Source organism: Arthrobacter sp. AOP36-C1-22 (genome assembly GCF_052377515.1).
GTDB lineage: Bacteria > Actinomycetota > Actinomycetes > Actinomycetales > Micrococcaceae > Arthrobacter_H.
The window spans coordinates 46,743-65,961 of record NZ_JBQSWW010000012.1 but is presented as its reverse complement, the minus strand read 5'-3'; the positions used below and the strand labels follow the sequence as shown (position 1 = coordinate 65,961).

Sequence of the window (19,219 nt, the reverse complement as noted above, 5' to 3'; positions counted from 1 at the left end):
GTGGTGGCGGGGTGAAAGCGGTCCCTAGCCGCCGGCGAAGGGCGGGAGGACGTCGATGACATCCGCGTCGGCCAAGGGACGCGACTCGTCCCTGGCGCCGATCTCGTTGACCAGGAAGCTGGAGCGGGAGAGCACGCGATGCAACGGGGGTCCCGACGCACCGGTGGCGGGGACCGCGTGCGGGAGGTGGCCCAGCAAGGCCGCCAGCGTCCCGCCGTCGTGCTCGATGTCCTGCAGCGGGACATCCAACTCCTTCACCCCGGCAGCGGCGGCGGCAGCGGCAAAGAACCTGACCTTCACTTATCCTCCAATGGCGCTCATGGAACGGTCGGGCTGGACGAAGTCCTCGGCCCCCAGACCGGTGTGGTCCATGCCGTGGGCGCGCGGTTTGGCCCACATGGCGGCCCGCCAGCGGTCGGCGATGTCCTGATCGGTGGCCTCCGAGCGCAGCAGGGCGGTCAGATCGGTTTCCTCCCGGGAGAACAGGCAGCTCATGATCCTGCCTTCGGCCGTGATCCGGGTGCGCCGGCAATCAGCGCAGAAGGGTTCGGTGACCGAGGCGATGATCCCGACGGTGCCCAGCAGCGTATCCGGTTCGCCCTTGGCCCGGACCTCGTAGCGTTCGGCGGGTGCCCCGTCCCGGGACTCGGGGGCCACGGTGATGTCGTAATCGACGCCGAGCAGTTCGCGGGTGTCGGTGGCGGTGACCATGTCGTCCCGGGTCCATCCGTGATCGGCATCCAGGGGCATCTGCTCGATGAAGCGCAGCTCGAATCCGCGCTCGAGCGCCCAGGCCAGCAACGAAGGGGCTTCCAGGTCGTTGATGCCGCGCATCAGGACCGCGTTGATCTTGATCGGGGACAAGCCCGCGTCCGCCGCGGCGTCGATGCCTTCGATGACCTTGTGCAGGAAGTTGCGCCGCGCGAGTTTCTTAAAGGACTCGGCATGGATGGTATCCAGCGAGACGTTGATCCGGGTCAGTCCGGCTTCGGCCAGGGCCCGGGCCCTGGCCGTGAGGCCGACCCCGTTGGTGGTCATTGAAATCGGCAGGTCGGGGTGGTCGGCGCGCAGCCCGGCGATGATGTCCACCAGGTCCTTGCGCATCAACGGCTCCCCGCCGGTCAGGCGCAGTTCGCGCACCCCGTGGATGTCCACGGCGATCCGGACCAGCCGCCGGATCTCCCCGGCGGTCAGCAGGCGTTCCGCCGGCAGCCAGGCCATGCCGTCGGCGGGCATGCAGTAGGTGCAGCGCAGATTGCATTTGTCGATCAGGGAGATGCGTAGATCGGTGGCCACCCGTCCGAACCGGTCCAGCAGGCGCGGATCGTCGCCCGGCGCCGGTGGGGGAACGAAATCCCCGGAGTCCTGGGGGCCGGAGGCACCCGGTTCGGGGATGCCGGGCATGCCCAGGGATACCGCAGCCTTGCCCCCGGTGGCCGGGTCGGCTGCGGACTGGGAGCTGGTGCTGCACGTCATGCCTCGAGCGTAGTCCAGATCCGGGGCGAAAACAGGGGCAGTGGCCGGGTGATCGGCGCCCGAGGATGCCCCGTGGACCGCCGGGATTTCCGTGCGCGCCACAACAACCGGTATGGATATCCGCATTTGCGTCGAGTAGGGTCTAGTAATGACGCAAATGAGAGTATCCGAGGCGGCTCGGTTTCTGGCGGTCAGTGACGATACGGTCCGCCGACTGCTGGACTCCGGACAACTGACCGCAGGCAAGGACGCCTCCGGGCGGATCACCGTCGACGGGGTGGAACTGGCGGGCTACATCCGCGGTCTGGCCGAGACGCCGAGCGACCCGGCCCACGTGGCCTCCTCGGCCCGGAACCGCTTCGTCGGCCTGGTGACCGCGGTGACCGCCGACCGGGTCATGGCGCAGGTGGAAATGCAATGCGGCCCCTTCCGTGTCGTGTCCTTGATGAGCAGCGAAGCCGTGAAGGACCTGGGGCTGGAACCGGGACGCATTGCCACGGCAGTGGTGAAATCAACCAACGTCATCATCGAAACAAAGGCCTGATCATGCGCAACCCCCTCATCACCGTCATGGCCGCGGCCGCGTTGCTGCTCTCGGCGTGCGGGACACCGGCCGCCGGCACGGACCCGACGGCCTCGACACCGGGCGGGCAGGACGGGGCGGCGATCCACTTCGCGGCGGCAGCCTCCCTGACCGACGTCGCCCCGGAACTGACCCGGGCCTACGCCGAGGAAACCGGGGACACGACCCGGATCGACATCAACCTCGGCGCCTCCTCCAAGCTCGTCCAGCAAGCGAACTCCGGCCAGCAGCCCGATGTGCTGATCACCGCCGACACCCAGGCCCCCGAGGCGCTGGAGGATCCAACGGCCTTCGAACCCCCGATCGACCTGGTTTCGAACACCCTGGTGCTCGCGGTTCCCGCCACGTCGAAGATCACCGCCGCGGACCAGTTGCCCGAGGCCGGTGCGGTGGCGTTATGCGCCCCGGCGGTGCCTTGTGGCCGGGCCGCCAACACCTATCTCGACCACCAGGGTTTCTCCCTGGACACGGTCAGCGAGGAAGACAACGTGCGGGCCGTGCTGACCAAGGTCACCGCGGGACAAGTCGACGCCGGCTTCGTCTATGCCACCGACGCCGCAGCAGCCGGGGACCAGGTCCGGGCCATCGACCTGACGGGGCTGGACGCCAACATCTATCCGTTGCTGGTCGCCACCGATGCCGCCGAACCTGCGCAGGACTTCGCCCGCTGGCTCCAGGGGGATGCGGCCATGAAGCTGCTGAACGACGCCGGTTTCTCGGCGCCGTGACCCGCACCGTCCTCTCGCCCCGCATGCGGCGGGCGACCACCCCCGGATGGCTGTGGGTTCCGGCGCTCATTGGGCTCGCTGCCCTGGCCGGGCCCCTGGTGGCGCTCTTCGTCGCGGCCCGCTGGCAGGACCTGCCCGAGTTGCTGGCCCGCGACGAGGCCCGCACGGCGTTGGGTCTCTCCCTGGGCACGGCGACGGCCTCGACCATCGTGTGCTTCCTGCTCGGGCTGCCCCTGGCAGTGCTGCTTTCGCGCCTGCACGGAGTCGTCCTGCAGGTGCTGCGCGGCCTGCTGGTCGTGCCGCTGGTGCTCTCACCGGTGGTCTCGGGACTGGCCCTGCTCTACTTCTGGGGCCGCCAGACACCGGTGGGGGGCTGGCTGGACTCGATCGGCCTGGGCGTGGGCTTCAGCCCGGCGGCGGTCGTGCTGGTCCAGGTGTTCGTCTCGCTGCCCTTCTTCGTCGTCTCGGCGCTGAGCAGCATCGAAGCGGTGGACACCGACCTGGAATTCTCCGGGGCCAACGCCGGGGCCTCCTCCGGACAGATCCTGGCCCACATCACCCTGCCGCTGGCAGCCCCCGGGATCATCGTGGGCACGCTGCTGGCCTTCGCCCGGTCCCTGGGCGAATACGGGGCGACCATCACCTTCGCCGGTTCCGTGGCAGGACGCACCCGGACCTTGCCGCTGCAGATCGAATTGGCGCTGAACTCCAACGACCCGCAGGCAGCCCTGGGGATCAGCCTGATGCTGATCGGGCTCTACCTGATCGTGCTCGTCGTGGCCGGGGCCGGGGTCGGCAGGATCTTCAGGCGGTAGCCACCCGTAGGATGGACGCCATGAAGCAACCCTTCCGACGCAGCGTCGACGAGCACCGTGGCGTGCTGAAGGCCCTGCTGTCCGAACTGCCGTCACGGCTGGGGTCCCAGGAGCTGGTGCTGGGCGAAGCCCGCGGACGGATCCTGGCCGCGGATCTGCCGGCACCCCGGAACCTGCCGGCGTTCGATAATTCGCAGATGGACGGATTCGCCGTACGCCGAGCCGACCTGCTTGACGGGCAGGAACTCCGGGTCGGTGCCGTGATCGCCGCCGGCGATGCCGCGGAAGCCCTGCCGGCCGGAACGGCGGCCCCCATCATGACCGGGGCCATGCTCCCGCCCGGCGCGGACGCCGTGGTACCCATCGAAAGGGCGGACCCCCCGGAATTCCCGGAGGCCCTCAGCCAGCCGGGCCCCCCGGCAGGGGCCTGGACGGTACGCCTGCCCGCCGACACCCCCGACGGCCAGTTCATCCGCGCGGCCGGAAGCGATATCGCCCGCGGGGCCATCGCCCTGCCTGCAGGAACCCGGCTCGGCCCGGCCCAGCTCGGACTGGCCGCGGCCTTGGGGTTGGACCGGCTCACCGTGACCGGGCGCCCCCGGGTCCTGGTCCTGGCCACCGGGGACGAGGTGCGCGCGCCCGGCTCCGACCTCGCTCCGGGACAGATCCACGATGCCAACACCACCTTGTTGCTGGGCCTCTTCGCCGAGGCGGGGGCCGAGGTCGCCGCCGCAGGCATCAGCACCGACGCGCCGGAGGCCTTCATGGCCGAACTGGCCCCCGCCCTGGGACCGCCCGGCGCTCCGGCCGCCGATCTCGTGGTGACCAGCGGGGGCATCAGCAAGGGCGCCTTCGAGGTCGTCCGGCTGGCCCTGGCCGGCCACGGGATCGAGTTCGGCTCCGTCGCCATGCAACCCGGAGGGCCCCAGGGCGCCGGCATGCTGCGGCTGCCGGGGGCGGCGCCGACCCCCTTGCTGGCCTTCCCGGGAAACCCGGTCAGCGGGGTCGTCAGCTTCGAGCTGCTGGCCCGGCCCGTCTGGGAGGAACTCTTCGCCACGCCGCCGCGACCCCGGGTGGCGACCCGCCTGGCCACCGATCTTGCGGCACCTCCGGCGGGAAAGCTCCAGGTCCGGCGGGCCGCCGTCGTCCTCGGGGACGACGGCGCGCCGACCGCGACCCCGGTGGGCGGGCCCGGTTCCCATCTGGTCCATGCCCTGGCCAGGTCCAATGCCCTGCTGGTGCTCCCTGCCGGAAGCGCGGCACCCCGGGCTGGAGAAATGATCGACACCCTCATTTACGGAGCGCAGATATGAACGACCCCGAAGCACCAGCCCTGAGCCATGTCCGGGCCGACGGATCCGCGCATATGGTCGATGTCTCCGCCAAGGCCGAGACCTCGCGCCGGGCCGTCGCCCAGGCAGTGCTGCACACCCGCCCCGACGTCCTGGCGATGATCGTCGCGGGGGAGCTTCCCAAGGGCGATGCCCTGGCGGTGGCCCGCGTCGCCGGGATCATGGGCGCGAAGAAGACCCCGGAACTGATTCCGCTGTGCCATCCGCTGCCGCTGTCGAAACTGACCGTCGATTTCTTCCCCGATGCCGACGCCGGAAGCATCCGCATCGAGGCCGCCGTGACCACCCGGGGGGTGACCGGCGTGGAGATGGAGGCCCTGACGGCCGTGTCGATCACCGCATTGACGCTCTACGACATGACCAAGGCGGTCGATAAGCACGCCTCCATCGACGACATCAAGGTGCTGGCCAAATCCGGGGGAAAAAGCGGGGACTGGACCGTCGGGGAGGACCGGTGAGACCCGCATCGACCCGCCGGGCGGGAATCATCATCGCCTCCACCCGGGCCGCCTCCGGCGGGTATGCCGACCGCAGCGCCCCGATCATCGGCGAATGGTTGCAAGGGCACGGCTTCGAGCTGACCGAACCGGTCATCGTCCCCGATGGGGAACCGGTCGGTGCCGCCTTGCGCGAACTGCTGGCCTCGAGCCCGTCGCTGCTGATCACCAGCGGGGGGACGGGCCTGGCCCCCGATGACCTGACCCCCGAGATGACGGCCCCGTTGCTGGACCGGGAGATCCCCGGGATCATGGAGGCCATCCGCGCCGTCGGGCGCACGAAGACCCCGCATGCCGCCCTCAGCCGCGGCCATGCCGGAACCGTCGGCAGGACGCTGGTGGTGAATCTTCCGGGATCGCCCTCCGGGGTCCGCGATGCCCTGGGCGTCCTGGACCCGCTCATCACCCATCTCTGCGAACAGATTGAAGGAGGACATGGACATGCCTGATACCCCGGGAATCGTGGTTTTCGCCGGTATGGCGGAGGCACCCATCGACGTCTCGACCGCGTGGGATGCCGTCGAGACCGACGCCACCGGCGCCGTCGTCACCTTCGGCGGGGTGGTGCGCGACCACGACGGCGGCCGAGCGGTCGACAAGCTGGACTACAGCGCCCATCCCAGCGCCGAGGCCACCATGGCCGCCCTGGCCGCCGAGGTCGCGAGCCGCCACCCCGGAACCCGGCTCTGGGCCGCCCACCGGACCGGGGCGTTGGCCATCGGGGATCCGGCCCTGGTGGCAGCCGCCGCCTCCGCCCACCGCGGGGAGGCCTTCGAAGCCTGCCGGGATCTGGTCGAGGCAGTCAAGGCCGGGGTGCCGGTCTGGAAGGAACAACACTTCACGGACGGCGACACCGAATGGGTGGGCATGGCCTGAGGCGATATCCTTGGGTGCATGAGTGCTCAAATTCGTGTTGCCATCCTCGGCGCCTCCGGGCGCATGGGTTCCGAGGCCGTCCAGGCCGTGGAGAACGCCACCGACATGGAACTGGTGGCGGCCCTGGGCCGGCACGATCCATTGCAGGAAGTGCTCGACGCCGGGGCCACGCACCTCGTGGATCTCACCGTTCCGGGCAGCACTGAAACCAATGTGCGTTTCGCCGTCGACCACGGGCTGCACGCCGTGGTGGGGACCACCGGATGGACCGACGACCGCCGGTCCCAACTCACCGAACTACTGGCCGCGCACCCGCAGACCGGGGTGCTGATCGCCCCGAATTTCGCGTTGGGTTCCGTCCTGGCCTCCGCTTTTGCCGCCCAGGCCGCCAAATACTTCGAATCCGTCGAAATCATCGAACTGCACCACCCGAATAAGGTCGACGCCCCCTCGGGGACCGCGGTGCGCACCGCCGAACTGATCTCGGCGAAGCGTCGTGCGGCGGGGATCCCGGCCAGCCCCGATGCCACCGAGACCCTGCTGGACGGGGCCCGTGGCGCCGATGTCGAGGGGGTGCACGTGCATTCGGTCCGGCTCCGCGGACTCGTCGCCCACCAGGAGGTCCTGCTCGGTTCCGAAGGCGAACAGCTGACGCTGCGCCATGACTCCTTCGACCGGGCCTCGTTCATGCCCGGGGTGCTGTTGGGGCTACGGACCGTCGGCTCACGCCCCGGGCTGACCTACGGACTGGACTCCTACCTCGATCTGGGAGGCAACGCCTAAGTGAAGACCAAACTCTGGGTCGGCGGGATCCTGCTGCTGTTCGTCCTCTACCTCTTCGCCGCATTCTCCAGCGCGGTGACCCTCATCGGCTCACCTGAACCGCTGGCCAAGGGCATCGGCATCGCGGCCCTGCTGATCCCCCTGCTGGGGGTCTGGATCCTCATCCGTGAAGTCCTTTTCGGGGCCCGTAGCCAGCGCATGGCAGGGATCCTCCAATCGGAGGGGCTGCTGCCCGAGGACAACCTGCCGCGCACCCCTTCCGGACGGATCATCAAGGCATCGGCCGATGAGGACTTCGTGCAGTACCAGGAGGAAGCCGAGGAACACCCCGGGTCCTGGCGCAGCATGCACCGGCTGGCGTTGGCCTACGACGCCTCGGGGGACCGCCGTCGGGCCCGCGAGATGATGCGCCGGGCCATCGACCTGTTCCGGGCCTCGCCCGACGCGAAGGCGTCCACCGGAAGCTGACCTTCCCGGCCCGGGGCCGATCAGCTCCGACGTGAAAACAAGGCAGCCTGCACGCGGGACTGCAGGCCGAGCTTGGCCAGGACCCGCGAAACGTGGGTTTTCACGGTCGTCTCCGAAATATCCAACCGACGTCCGATCAGTTGATTGGACAACCCCTCACCCAGGCACTTCAGCACTTCACGCTCGCGGGCGGTCAGCGTCTCCACCGCGGCAGCGGCATCCAGGGAAGCGGCGTCAGCGATGGGTGGCGCCGTCCGGGCGGCCACCGCTGCACTGACGATTCGTGCCGTGACCTCGGGGGAAATCACCGAATCCCCGGCGTGGACCCGCTGCAACGCGGCGGTGATATCCGCCGGTTCGGCCGATTTGAGCAGGAACCCGTCGGCCCCGGCCTCCAACGCCCCGAAGAGGTAGGCATCCTGGTCGAAGGTCGTCAGCACCAGGACCTTGGACAAGGCCTCGGCGGTGATTTCCCGGGTCGCCTGGATCCCGTCGACGACCGGCATGCGCAGATCCATCAGGACGACGTCGGGGCGCAGCGCCCGCGCCATCTGAACCGCCCGGGCGCCGTCGGCCGCTTCGCCCACGACGGTGAGACCGGGCTGCGTTTCCAAGACCATGCGCATGCCCAGACGGATGGCCGCATGGTCATCAGCCAACAACACCGTGATATCGCTCATGCCGGGCCCTCAGCCGGCGGAACCGAGGCCCGGCCGGCGAGCCCAGCGCCAGAGTGCTCCAAATCTTCCTCCGAGGCGCGAACCGGCAGCCGAACCGAGACCTGCCAGCCGCCGTCGTGCACTGCTGCCGTCAGTTCCCCGCCGAGCTGCTCCACCCGCAGGCGAAGACTCCGCAACCCGGTGCCGGTCCCGGGTTCCCCGGCATCTGCCGCGGACCCAGGTCCGGCCGGTGGTGGGCTGTTGGTGACGCGGACGTGGAGCAGCCCGGCGGCGGGACCACCCTGCACGACGACGGCGATATTGGCACCGGGGGCATGTCTCAGCGCGTTGACCAGCGACTCGGCCACGACCCGGTAGACGGCAGTCTGTTGTGCCGAGGGGATCGACGCGGTTCCCGACACCGTGCTGGACAGGGTGATCCGGGTCCCCGAAGCAGCATGGGCGGCGACCAGCGAATCAAGGTCCGCGAGGAACCCCGCAGCTTCCTGGGCATCACCCGAAGACAGGATCCGGATCATCGAAGTCAGCTCGTTCAGCCCCGCGACGCTTTCCTTCCGGACATGGGACAGGACCTCGGCGGCGAGTTCACGGGTCCCGGTGCTCAGCGCAGCGCCGGTCTGCAGGGCGATCGCCGAGAGGCGGGCCGAGAGGACATCGTGGAGTTCGTGGGCCATGCGTTGGCGCTCGGAGGCCACCGCCAATTCGTGACGGGCTGCTTCCAGGGTGGCTTGTTGCCTGACGGCATCCTCCGCAGCCTGAGCACGGGTGGCCTCCGCCGCGGACAGCTTGCGTTCCTTGCGCACATTGCTGGCCCATTCGGCCGGCAGCAGCAACGACATTCCGGCAATCAGTGCCGTCAGAACGGCAGCAGGCAGCTCGGCCGTGACCGCCAGGACGGAAAGAGTGGCGACGGCCGTGAGGACCAGGGAGGCGATTTCGGTCATTCGGGAGACCCGGTCGCCGGCAAAGAGCACCAGCGAGAAGACGGTTTCCCAGAGCAGGAACAGCGCCGTCGTCTGGCCCATCAGCAACAGCACCAGTACCGCCGTCCCGGTCATGGAGGCCATCAGGAACGTCGTCCCACGCCGGAAGAGGATGCCCACAGACCCCACGGCTGCCACTGCGGGCCACCAGGCCGAGAAAGCTGGTGGGAACCAGGCCCAGTCGCCATCGTTGTTCACGGTGAACAGCAACCACATCATCGCCGGATAGCCCAGGGCCAGCAGGATGTCCTCGCGCCGGATGGCACTCAGCACCCGGAGAACGGGCCGTTCGGTATCGTTCATGGTTTCATCGTGCCCGTCCCCGCCCGTGGTTCCAAGGCGGGAGGCCACCTGATGGGACGAAGGGATGACCTCCGGTGCATCGATGGCAGGACGCGCGGCAGCCGGGATCCGACGAGTGTGGGGTCATGACCTCTGAGAATCTGCTCAAACTCCTCGTCCTGGCCCTGGTGGACAGCACCAGCATCGGCACCCTGGTGATCCCCGTGTGGTTGCTGTTGCGCCGCGACGTCGGGCGCATCGCCGGACGGATCGGCATCTACCTGGTGACGATCGGGGTCTTCTACTTCCTCATCGGCGTGCTGATGCTGACCTCGGCCACCACGGTGCTCCAGGTATGGGGTGACGGAGCCCGGATGTTCATCGACTCACGCCCGGCCCATTGGGTGGCGCTTGCCGGCGGCGCCGGGCTTCTGTGGTTCGCGCTCAAGGACGGCAAGACGGTGCGCCGGACGGCGAAACCGCAGCACGCCACGACCGCGACCGGGGCAACCGCGACGGCACCGGATCAACCGGGGCCATCCGGTCCGCAGGGCCGTCAGGAAGCGGCCGAGGAACGGTGGAAGACCCGCATCGGCAGGGCCCTGGGCACCCCGGCCGGCCTGCTTACTTTGGCGCTGGTGGCCGGTTTGCTCGAGCTGCCGACCATGCTGCCCTATGTAGCGGCGATCGGCGTGCTGACCGTCTCAGGTCCTGCCGGGGCGGGATCGTTCCTGCTGCTGGCGGGCTACTGCGTAGTCATGTTGCTACCGGCTGGGTTGCTGCTGACCGCCCGGCTGCTGTTGGCCCACCGCATCAACGGACCCCTGCACCGGCTGGGCCAGTGGTTGGGCAAGGCCTCCGCCGAAGCGGTGTTGTGGATCATGGGAGTCGGCGGGTTCCTGCTGCTGCGCTTCGCCGTCGGTGGGCTCTAAGCCGGATCAGCCGGTGCCGCTGCGGGCGAGCGCATGCACCCCGGCTTCCAGCGGGCCCCTCCGGCCGGCCCACTTCAGTCCGATGCCCACCAGCAGGGAACCGACGACGAAGTACAGGTACAACCCCAACCGCGGCATTCCGGCGGTGACGGTGCTCAACGCGTCCAAGGCCACCAGGTGGCCGGCATAGAGGGTCAGCGTCGCGGACCCGGCGCCAGAGAGTGGCCAGAGCAGTGCTTCTCCGGCCAGGCCGAGCAGCGCCGACAGTGCCATGGCCAGCAACTGGCAGGCGCCCAGGACGGCGATCGCGGTCCCCGCCACATGCAGCAGATCCAAGGGGGCGCTGCTATGCGGTGCGGAGAGGACGAACCACCAGGGGGTCCCTTCGACCCCTGCCAGGCCGTGCCCGGAGAGCAACGCAGCATCCAGGGGCAGACCGTTCCCCTCGGTGATCGCCGTCAAGGTCCGCAGCGCCTCGTCGTTGGCTCCGATCACCCGGTCCGAGAGCTCCCGGGCCGCCCACGCCAGGGACGCACCACCGACGGTGAACGCCAGGGCGACCGGAGGCAGCGAGATCCGGCAGCGCCCCAGGGCCAGACCCAGCACGATGAATCCCGTCCAGACCAGGACCGGGTAGTAGCCGGTGATGAACAGATCGGCGGCCAACGAGGCCGGGCGCAGCAGGTCCGTCAGACCGGGGGAGGGGCCTACGGTGGCCGGGGAGATGCGGGACGTCGCCAGCGGGAAGAGCAGGTACCACAGGACGGGGGAGAGCAGCAGCCAGCCGATCGCCGAGAACCAGAGGGTGCGCCACCGCAAGCCGAGGAACACACTGGCGATCAGGAACAGCACCCCGTAGTGCACCAGGATGACGGCGACATTGGTGTTCAACGCTCCACAGCCCAACCCGATGACGGTGATCAACACGGCCCGGATCAGGACCGAGCGCCGCCCGGACCTGAGTCGGGTCCCGGTATGTGGGCGGCTTCCCCCGGTCAGCAGCGCCAAGCCGACACCGGCCAGGATCGCGAACAGTGCCGAGGACGTCCCGGCGAACAAGGTGGCCGTCCAGGTGGCATGGACGGCGCCGGAATCATCGGCCCGGGTCAACGGCAGGATGTGGGTGGCCATCATGCCCAGCAGGGCGAGGCCGCGGGCCACATCGACCCCCGCGATCCGACCAGCGGGGGCGGAGGCGCTCTGACTGGGCATGGGCTCCTGGAGGATCGGATCGGGCGGCGGGGGTGCCGGGGACACACGGTCGAATATATCAAGGCGGGCCACCGGCCGGAGGGGGACGACGGCGGAATCGGGCCCGCGTCGTCATCGTCGGCCGGGTGCGCGTCATCTTGGTCACGTGGCGCGTGGACTCGGCGGTTTCGGGGTCCGTGCGGGGTAACGTGGTGCCATGCCTACCCCGGAATCCAATACCCCGCGTCATGATGCCATCTTCGGGAACCTGGGGACCGCCATGGTCACCCCGTTCACGCCCGCCGGCGAGGTCGACTACGACCAGGCAGCGGCCTTGGCGACCAAACTAGTCGATGAGGGCTGCGACAACCTGGTGGTCACCGGGACCACGGGGGAGACCTCGACGCTGACCGACGAGGAGAACGTGGGCATGTTCCGCACGGTCGTCGAAGCCGTGGGCGACCGTGCGAAGATCATCGCCGGGTCCACCACCAACGACACTGCCCACTCCATCCAGCTCTCCCAGGCCGCCGCGAAGGTCGGCGTGCACGGGCTGCTGGTCACCGCACCGTATTACAACAAGCCCAGCCAGGCCGGCGTCCGGGCCCACGTCGAGACGCTCGCTTCCTGCACCGATCTGCCCGTCATGGTCTATGACATTCCCGGCCGCACCGGCATCTCCATCAGCACCGAAACCCTGATCCGTCTGGCCGAACACCCCAACGTGGTGGCGTTGAAGGATGCGAAGGCCGACTACCAGGCCACCACCCGCGTGCTGGCCAGCACCGACCTGGATGTGTACTCCGGGGACGACGGGCTGACGCTGCCGCTGATGGCCGCCGGCGCCCAGGGGGTCATCTCCGTGACCGCCCACGTCGCCACCGCCGCATACCGCCGCCTGGTGGACGCCCTGCTGGCCGGCGACCTGGCCACCGCCCGGGCCCTGCACTTCGAACTGGACCCCATCCAGCGTGCCGTCATGTCGCATATCCAAGGAGCCGTGGCCGCCAAGACGGTCCTGAAGTGGCAGGGGGTCCTCTCCAACGCGATCGTCCGTCTGCCCCTGGTGGAACCGACCGATGCCGAAGCGGCCCCCATTCGTGCGGATCTGGCCGAGGCGGGAATCAACCTCTAGGAAAGGGGCCCCGATGAGCGAAACCAGCGTCGCGCCGGAGCAGGAAACGTACCCGAACCCGCCACCGCCATTGGCCCATGACGTCCTGCGGATCGTCCCCCTCGGCGGCATCGGGGAAATCGGGCGGAACATGGCCGTCTTCGAGATCGACGGCAAACTGCTCATCGTGGACTGCGGGCTCCTCTTCCCCGAGGAACACCAGCCCGGGGTGGACGTCATCCTGCCGGACTTCGACTACATCCGCGAGCGCATCGACGACGTGGTCGGCGTCGTACTGACCCACGGGCACGAGGACCATATCGGGGCCGTGCCCTACCTGCTGCGGTTGCGCGGGGACATCCCGCTGATCGGATCGCAGCTGACGCTGGCCCTGGTCGAAGCCAAACTTCTCGAACACCGGATCACCCCGGTGCTGGTCACCGTCGAGGAAGGCCAACGCCACACGTTCGCCGGCTTCGAAACCGAATTCGTGGCAGTGAACCACTCGATCCCCGACGCGCTGGCCGTATTCATCCGCACGAGCGCCGGTACGGTGCTGCATACCGGCGACTTCAAGATGGACCAGTTGCCGTTGGACGGACGCATTACCGACCTACGGGCCTTCGCCCGCCTGGGCGAAGAAGGCGTGGACCTGTTCATGTCCGACTCCACCAACGCGGACGTCCCGGGCTTCACGACGGCCGAACAGGAGATCGGGCCGGTCCTGGACGATTTGTTCTCCCGGGCCACCCGACGCATCATCGTCGCCTCTTTCTCCTCCCACGTCCACCGGGTCCAACAAGTGCTCAACTCCGCCGCCACGCACGGGCGCCAGGTCGCCTTCGTCGGGCGTTCCATGGTCAGGAACATGGGCATCGCCGCCCGGCTGGGGTACCTGGAGGTGCCCGAGGGCATCCTGATCGACCTCAAGGAAGCGGACCGGCTTCCCGAGGAGCGGGTGGTCTTGATGTCCACCGGCTCCCAGGGCGAATCCATGGCGGCACTCTCCCGGATGGCCACCGGCGACCACCGGGTCACCGTCGGCCGCGGGGACACCATCATCCTGGCTTCCTCCCTGATCCCCGGCAATGAGAACGCCGTCTTCCGGGTGATCAACTCCCTGATGGCCCTGGGGGCCGACGTCGTGCACAAGGGCACGGCCAAGGTCCACGTCTCGGGGCACGCCTCCGCCGGGGAACTGCTCTACTGCTACAACATCCTGCGGCCGGGCCATGCCATGCCCGTGCACGGCGAAACCCGGCACCTGCTGGCCAACGCCCGTATTGCCGAACAAACCGGCGTTCCCGCGCAGAACATCCTGGTCACCGAGGACGGGGCCGTGGTCGACCTGAAAGACGGGGTGGCCCGACGGGTCGGCACCGTGGACTGCGAGCTGGTCTATGTCGACGGATCAGCAGTGGGAAGCATCACCGAGGAGGACCTCAAGGACCGCATCGTCCTGGGCGAGGAAGGATTCATCTCCGTGATCTCGGTCATCAACCGACAGCGCGGAACCGTGCTCTCCGGACCCGACATCCACTCCCGCGGGGTGGCCGAGGACGCCGACGTGCTCGAATCCATCAAACCGGCGATCCTCACGGCCCTGCAGGAGGCGCTGGCGAAGAACCCGGAGGCGACCACCCACCAATTGCAGCAGGTCGTGCGCCGGAGCATCGGGTCCTGGCTCGGACGGACCCTGCGCCGCAAACCACTGATCATGCCGGTTGTCCTGGAGGCCTGAAGGCGTGTGAATCCGGGGTTTTGACCCCTGGATCCTGTACGGTTGCGCATATGGCGACCCGTACTTCCCCCACCCCGACGAAGGCCTCCGGCCGCAAACCGGCGGGCAAGACTCCAGCGCGCGGAAAACCGGCTTCCGGTTCCACGCGCCAGGGCGGGACGAAGCCGGTGGGAAACACCGCCGAGGCCGACCAGGACATCGCCCTGCCGCTACGCGCCATCCGTGGCCTCTGGATGGGCCTGGCCCGGGTGATCGGCGGCGCCTTCCGCAAGATCGGCCAGGACGTGCGCCCGGACCGTGCCATTCGTCGCGACGGCACCGGACTCTTTCTGGTCGTCATCGCCGTCATCGTCGGCAGCGTCGAGTGGTGGGGACTGCGCGGGGTCGGTTGGTACGGAACCACCGTGCACAACGTCTTCGGCGGATCCCTGGGCTTCATGGCCTCGCTGCTGCCGCTGGTGCTGTTCATCGGCGCCTACCGTCTCTTCCGCCGCCCCGCCGAAAACCGCGCCAACAACCGCATCGGCATCGGCCTGACCCTGGCGACGTTCTCCATCGCCGGGATCGCCCACGTCGCCGCCGGATTGCCGACCCTGGACGAACCGCTCGACGAGCTCCGAGCCGGTGGCGGCGTCGTCGGGTTCCTCATCACCGTTCCGTTGGCCGGACTGCTGACCCAGTGGGGTGCCCTGGCGATCATGATCGCCGGCGCCGTGCTCAGCGTGATGATCATGACCGCCACCCCGTTCCGCCATATCCCGGCCCGTCTGCGCCAAGGCTACGAATGGATCATGGGCCAGCCGGAGCCCGGTTCCGAACCCCGTGAACCCGAGGACCCGAACGATCCCGAACACGATCAGAGCTACCTCTATGCCGACCGCGGTGCCGCGGCCCCCAGGCCCAAGCGCAGCCGCCGCGCCGGCAAGGCAGCCAGGGCCCGCCAACGCGAGGAAGAGGAGGCCGCCGCAGCAGCAAGCGAAGGCCTCACCGGCGATGAAGCCTATGACAATGCCGTCATCAACGACCGTGATGCCCAGACCAAACCGATTCCGGAACCGCAGATCCCCCCGGGTGTACGCCGGCCCACGGCATCCGAAAAGGCCATGGAAAAGGTCAAGAACGACGTCGGACTGGGCACCCCCGCTGCGGGGCAGGATGGGGAACCGGCCACCGAGGCGCTGGATACCACCGCGATCAACGGCATGCTGGCCGGCTCCGGGAGCGCGGCGGCCCCCGCCACCGTGGCCTCCAACCCGGTGGCCCAGCCGGCCCCCTTGTCACCGATCCCGCAGCGCACCGAACAGCTCCAGCTCTCCGGCGACGTCGCCTACACCCTGCCTTCCTCGGAGTTCCTGCCGGCAGGTCCTCCCGCGAAGGAACGTTCCGAGGCAAACGACGCCGTCGTGAAGGCACTCACCGACACCCTGGACCAGTTCAAGGTCGAGGCCCACGTCACCGGTTTCAGCCGTGGGCCTACGGTCACCCGGTACGAGATCGAGCTCTCCCCGGGGACCAAGGTCGAACGCGTGACCGCCTTGTCCAAGAACATCTCCTATGCGGTGGCCTCCTCTGACGTGCGCATCCTCTCGCCGATCCCCGGCAAGAGTGCCATCGGCATCGAGATCCCCAACACCGACAAGGAAGTGGTTGCCCTCGGCGACGTGCTGCGTTCGAACGCGGCCCGCAAGACCGAACACCCCATGGTCATGGGCATCGGCAAGGACGTCGAAGGCGGGTTCGTGGTCGCGAACCTGGCCAAGATGCCGCATATGCTCGTCGCCGGTGCCACTGGTGCCGGTAAGTCCGCCTTCGTGAACTCGATGATCACCTCGATCCTGATGCGGGCCACCCCCGACGATGTGCGCATGGTCATGGTCGACCCCAAGCGGGTGGAACTGACCGCCTACGAGGGCGTTCCGCACCTGATCACCCCGATCATCACGAGCCCGAAGAAGGCGGCAGAAGCCCTGCAATGGGTCGTGCGCGAGATGGACACCCGCTACGACGACCTGGCGAACTTCGGATATAAGCACATCGACGACTTCAACAAGGGGGTGCGCAACGGCAAGGTGGTTCCGCCCGAGGGCTCCAAGCGGGTGCTGAAGCCCTACCCGTACCTGCTGGTGATCGTCGATGAGCTGGCCGATCTGATGATGGTCGCCCCGCGTGACGTCGAGGACTCGATCGTGCGCATCACCCAGCTCGCCCGGGCCGCAGGCATCCACCTGGTCTTGGCCACCCAGCGCCCCTCCGTGGATGTGGTCACCGGGTTGATCAAGGCCAACGTGCCCTCCCGCATGGCGTTCGCCACCTCCTCGGTCACCGATTCCCGCGTGGTGCTGGACCAGCCGGGAGCCGAGAAGCTGCTGGGACAGGGCGATGCCTTGTTCCTGCCCATGGGGGTCTCCAAGCCGATGCGTGTGCAGGGCTCCTGGGTCACCGAATCCGAGATCCACCGGGTCGTGGAGCACGTCAAGGGCCAGCTCACGGCCGTCTACCGCGAGGATGTCGCGGTGGAGGCGGCGCCCAAGAAGGACATCGACGACGACATCGGCGATGATCTCGAGGTGCTGCTGCAGGCCACCGAACTGGTGGTCACCACCCAGTTCGGTTCCACCTCGATGCTCCAACGCAAACTCCGGGTCGGCTTCGCCAAGGCTGGACGACTGATGGACCTGTTGGAATCACGCGGCGTCGTCGGTGCCTCCGAGGGATCCAAGGCCCGAGACGTCCTGGTCCAGCCCGACGACCTGCCTGCCGTGCTCGCCGCCATGCGCGGGGACACCGCTCCGGCTGCTCCCGAGGAGGTGGCCCCGGCCGAGGCCGCCCTCGTCGAGAACGCCAACGCGAACCACCAGGGCGCCGATCTGGTGGCCGAGGACCTCGCCTCACGGGCCCAAAGCACCGACTACCACGATGAAGACGACGGCGACTCCGGTTCGGAAGACGCCTGGAACCTCACTGGACGGTAACCTGAAAGGGTGACTGATACACCTGCAGGACCGGCCCCCGGCCATGTCCCGACCCTGAACATCGCCAACGTCCTGACGACCCTGCGGATCTTCATGGTCCCCTTCTTCGTCTGGGCGCTGGTGGCCGATGACCAACAGCACGCGGCCTTGAGATGGGTGGCCGTCGGCCTCTTCGTCGTGGCCATGTATACGGACAAACTCGACGGGGACCTGGCCCGCAGCCGCGGGCTGATCACCAACTTCGGGAAGATTGCCGACCCGATCGCCGATAAGCTCCTGCTGGGGGCCGCCCTGGTGACCCTGTCGTGGCTGGGCGAACTCTGGTGGTGGATCACCATCGTCATCCTGGTGCGCGAGCTCGGGATCACGCTGCTGCGCTTCGCCGTGCTGCGCCGCGGGGTCATCGCCGCCTCGCGCGGCGGGAAGCTGAAGACCGTCACCCAGACGGCAGGCCTGTTCCTGCTGTTGCTGCCGTTCACCCCGGCGATCACCTGGCTGTCCATCGTGGCCCTGATCGTGATCCTGCTGGCCGCACTGATCACCGTCTACACGGGGATCGACTACATCATCCAGGCCGCGCGGATGGCCCCGGCTGGCCAAGGGACCGGGACCCCGTGACCGGCGGTGGCACCCCGGCGCTGGCCGCACGGATCATCTCCGAGGCGACCCGGCGGGGGATCACCGTGGCGACCGCCGAGTCGCTGACGGCAGGTTGGATCTCCGCCGCGTTGGCCGATGTCCCCGGAGCCTCGGCCGTGCTGCGCGGGGGAGTGGTCAGCTACCACAACCAGGTCAAGCAGGAGGTGCTGGGCGTCGACGCGTCCCTGCTGGAGAGCAGGGGGTCCGTCGATGCGGAAGTGGCCCGTCGGATGGCGGTCGGGGCCCGCCGGATCTGCACCAGCGACGTCGCCGTTGCCAGTACCGGGGTGGCCGGCCCGGATGCCCACGACGGCAAGGAAGTCGGGACGGTCTTCATCGGCCATGCCGGGCCCCACGGTAGCGGCGCGGTCGAATTCCGGTTCACCGGAGGACGGCAAGCCATCCGCGCCCAGGCCTGTGAGAGGGCACTGGAACGACTGCTGGAACTCATCGAGGCGGAATGAGCCTCCACCATCGGCGCGGAATACTGGCTGTGGGGGCCGTTTTGTGACTAGGCTGGGGGCTGGGGAACAAAATCGAGGTCCCGTTAGTTGAAAAAACTACAGGGTCCATGACAGGACCCATCGGCCAGGGACACCTGGCACAGGATCAAAAGGAGTAAGGCGATACACATGGTCAAGCAACCCGTATCCGTAAACGGCGTCGTCCGTTGGCGCGATGTGGGACTGACAGAAGATGCCCATCGCGAGCATAAGGAGCCCAAAATGGTAGTACTCCGCCACGAGATCGGGGACGTCCTGAGGGATGTCCGCCAGCGTCAGGGCAGGACCCTACGCGAGGTCTCGCATAATGCCCGTGTTTCCCTTGGTTACCTCTCCGAGGTGGAGCGTGGACAGAAGGAAGCGTCGTCCGAACTGCTCTCATCGATTTGCGGGGCATTGGACGTTCCGTTGTCCCTGATGCTTCGCGAGGTCAGCGACCGGGTCGCGATGGCCGAGGGCGTCGACATCCCCGACACCGTGCCGTCGGACCTCACCAACGAGTTCGCCACGGTCCTTCCCGAGGAATGGACCGAAGGCCTGGCCCAGGGCATGGCCCCGACCCACTAGCGCCGGGAACATCCCCTCACGCCACGACAGCAGGGCA

General features: G+C 68.3%; 21 protein-coding genes. 16 read left to right on the top strand and 5 right to left on the bottom strand.

Annotated features, from left to right (window positions below; all coding sequences use genetic code 11):
• Positions 1–24: 24 nt before the first annotated feature.
• Positions 25–300, bottom strand: coding sequence for a MoaD/ThiS family protein (locus ACT3S6_RS08775; protein ID WP_444554625.1), 276 nt, complete (start codon positions 298–300; stop codon positions 25–27).
• Positions 301–1,404, bottom strand: a complete 1,104-nt coding sequence (gene moaA, locus ACT3S6_RS08770) for a GTP 3',8-cyclase MoaA (RefSeq protein WP_444554649.1) — start codon at positions 1,402–1,404, stop codon at positions 301–303. It lies immediately after the preceding gene.
• 220 nt (positions 1,405–1,624) lie between these two features.
• On the opposite strand from moaA, the gene ACT3S6_RS08765 reads away from it, so the two are divergent.
• The 9 genes from ACT3S6_RS08765 to ACT3S6_RS08725 are packed head-to-tail and all read left to right on the top strand — an operon-like array spanning position 1,625 to position 7,578.
• Positions 1,625–2,020 (top strand): TOBE domain-containing protein, encoded by a 396-nt coding sequence (locus ACT3S6_RS08765; protein WP_444554624.1) that lies wholly within the window; start codon positions 1,625–1,627, stop codon positions 2,018–2,020.
• Between the two features lie 2 nt (positions 2,021–2,022).
• Positions 2,023–2,787 carry a molybdate ABC transporter substrate-binding protein gene (gene modA / locus ACT3S6_RS08760; protein ID WP_444554623.1) on the top strand — a complete coding sequence of 255 codons (765 nt, stop codon included), beginning with the start codon at positions 2,023–2,025 and terminating at the stop codon, positions 2,785–2,787.
• A complete protein-coding gene (locus ACT3S6_RS08755) occupies positions 2,784–3,602 on the top strand; it encodes a molybdate ABC transporter permease subunit (RefSeq protein WP_444554622.1) in 819 nt (272 codons plus the stop codon). Before modA ends, ACT3S6_RS08755 begins: the two co-directional genes overlap by 4 nt.
• Positions 3,603–3,622: 20 nt before the next feature.
• Positions 3,623–4,915, top strand: a complete 1,293-nt coding sequence (locus tag ACT3S6_RS08750) for a molybdopterin molybdotransferase MoeA (protein ID WP_444554621.1) — start codon at positions 3,623–3,625, stop codon at positions 4,913–4,915.
• A complete protein-coding gene (gene moaC / locus ACT3S6_RS08745) occupies positions 4,912–5,412 on the top strand; it encodes a cyclic pyranopterin monophosphate synthase MoaC (protein WP_444554620.1) in 501 nt (166 codons plus the stop codon). Before ACT3S6_RS08750 ends, moaC begins: the two co-directional genes overlap by 4 nt.
• Positions 5,409–5,900 (top strand): MogA/MoaB family molybdenum cofactor biosynthesis protein, encoded by a 492-nt coding sequence (locus tag ACT3S6_RS08740; protein WP_444554619.1) that lies wholly within the window; start codon positions 5,409–5,411, stop codon positions 5,898–5,900. The genes moaC and ACT3S6_RS08740 overlap by 4 nt, the downstream gene beginning before the upstream one ends.
• On the top strand, positions 5,893–6,327 hold the full coding sequence (locus tag ACT3S6_RS08735; protein WP_444554618.1) for a molybdenum cofactor biosynthesis protein MoaE: 435 nt from the start codon (positions 5,893–5,895) through the stop codon (positions 6,325–6,327). The genes ACT3S6_RS08740 and ACT3S6_RS08735 overlap by 8 nt, the downstream gene beginning before the upstream one ends.
• Positions 6,328–6,345: 18 nt before the next feature.
• Positions 6,346–7,110: a 4-hydroxy-tetrahydrodipicolinate reductase gene (gene dapB, locus ACT3S6_RS08730; protein ID WP_444554617.1), complete on the top strand. Its 765-nt coding sequence runs from the start codon at positions 6,346–6,348 to the stop codon at positions 7,108–7,110.
• Complete coding sequence (locus tag ACT3S6_RS08725; RefSeq protein ID WP_444554616.1) at positions 7,111–7,578, top strand: hypothetical protein; 468 nt, start codon at positions 7,111–7,113, stop codon at positions 7,576–7,578.
• A gap of 20 nt (positions 7,579–7,598) precedes the next feature.
• Here the strand turns inward: ACT3S6_RS08725 and ACT3S6_RS08720 are convergent, their stop codons facing one another.
• Positions 7,599–8,258, bottom strand: a complete 660-nt coding sequence (locus ACT3S6_RS08720) for a response regulator (RefSeq protein WP_444554615.1) — start codon at positions 8,256–8,258, stop codon at positions 7,599–7,601.
• The gene (locus ACT3S6_RS08715) at positions 8,255–9,544 is read right to left on the bottom strand and encodes a sensor histidine kinase (protein ID WP_444554614.1); all 1,290 of its coding nucleotides are present in this window, start codon (positions 9,542–9,544) and stop codon (positions 8,255–8,257) included. The genes ACT3S6_RS08720 and ACT3S6_RS08715 overlap by 4 nt, the downstream gene beginning before the upstream one ends.
• A 125-nt stretch (positions 9,545–9,669) precedes the next feature.
• On the opposite strand from ACT3S6_RS08715, the gene ACT3S6_RS08710 reads away from it, so the two are divergent.
• Positions 9,670–10,455 carry a GAP family protein gene (locus ACT3S6_RS08710; RefSeq protein ID WP_444554613.1) on the top strand — a complete coding sequence of 262 codons (786 nt, stop codon included), beginning with the start codon at positions 9,670–9,672 and terminating at the stop codon, positions 10,453–10,455.
• 6 nt (positions 10,456–10,461) lie between these two features.
• Here the strand turns inward: ACT3S6_RS08710 and ACT3S6_RS08705 are convergent, their stop codons facing one another.
• Complete coding sequence (locus tag ACT3S6_RS08705; RefSeq protein ID WP_444554612.1) at positions 10,462–11,667, bottom strand: heparan-alpha-glucosaminide N-acetyltransferase domain-containing protein; 1,206 nt, start codon at positions 11,665–11,667, stop codon at positions 10,462–10,464.
• Between the two features lie 196 nt (positions 11,668–11,863).
• Between ACT3S6_RS08705 and dapA the strand changes: the two genes are divergently transcribed.
• The 6 genes from dapA to ACT3S6_RS08675 all read left to right on the top strand — a co-directional run bounded on the left by dapA (position 11,864) and on the right by ACT3S6_RS08675 (position 19,182).
• Entirely contained in the window at positions 11,864–12,781 is a 918-nt protein-coding gene (gene dapA / locus ACT3S6_RS08700; RefSeq protein ID WP_444554611.1) for a 4-hydroxy-tetrahydrodipicolinate synthase, read from the top strand.
• A gap of 13 nt (positions 12,782–12,794) precedes the next feature.
• Positions 12,795–14,501: a ribonuclease J gene (locus tag ACT3S6_RS08695; RefSeq protein ID WP_444554610.1), complete on the top strand. Its 1,707-nt coding sequence runs from the start codon at positions 12,795–12,797 to the stop codon at positions 14,499–14,501.
• A gap of 50 nt (positions 14,502–14,551) precedes the next feature.
• Positions 14,552–17,473 (top strand): DNA translocase FtsK 4TM domain-containing protein, encoded by a 2,922-nt coding sequence (locus ACT3S6_RS08690; RefSeq protein ID WP_444554609.1) that lies wholly within the window; start codon positions 14,552–14,554, stop codon positions 17,471–17,473.
• 9 nt (positions 17,474–17,482) lie between these two features.
• On the top strand, positions 17,483–18,091 hold the full coding sequence (pgsA, locus tag ACT3S6_RS08685) for a CDP-diacylglycerol--glycerol-3-phosphate 3-phosphatidyltransferase (protein WP_444554608.1): 609 nt from the start codon (positions 17,483–17,485) through the stop codon (positions 18,089–18,091).
• Entirely contained in the window at positions 18,088–18,576 is a 489-nt protein-coding gene (locus tag ACT3S6_RS08680) for a CinA family protein (protein WP_444554607.1), read from the top strand. Before pgsA ends, ACT3S6_RS08680 begins: the two co-directional genes overlap by 4 nt.
• Before the next feature lie 168 nt (positions 18,577–18,744).
• Complete coding sequence (locus ACT3S6_RS08675) at positions 18,745–19,182, top strand: helix-turn-helix domain-containing protein (RefSeq protein ID WP_444554606.1); 438 nt, start codon at positions 18,745–18,747, stop codon at positions 19,180–19,182.
• Positions 19,183–19,219 lie beyond the last annotated feature (37 nt).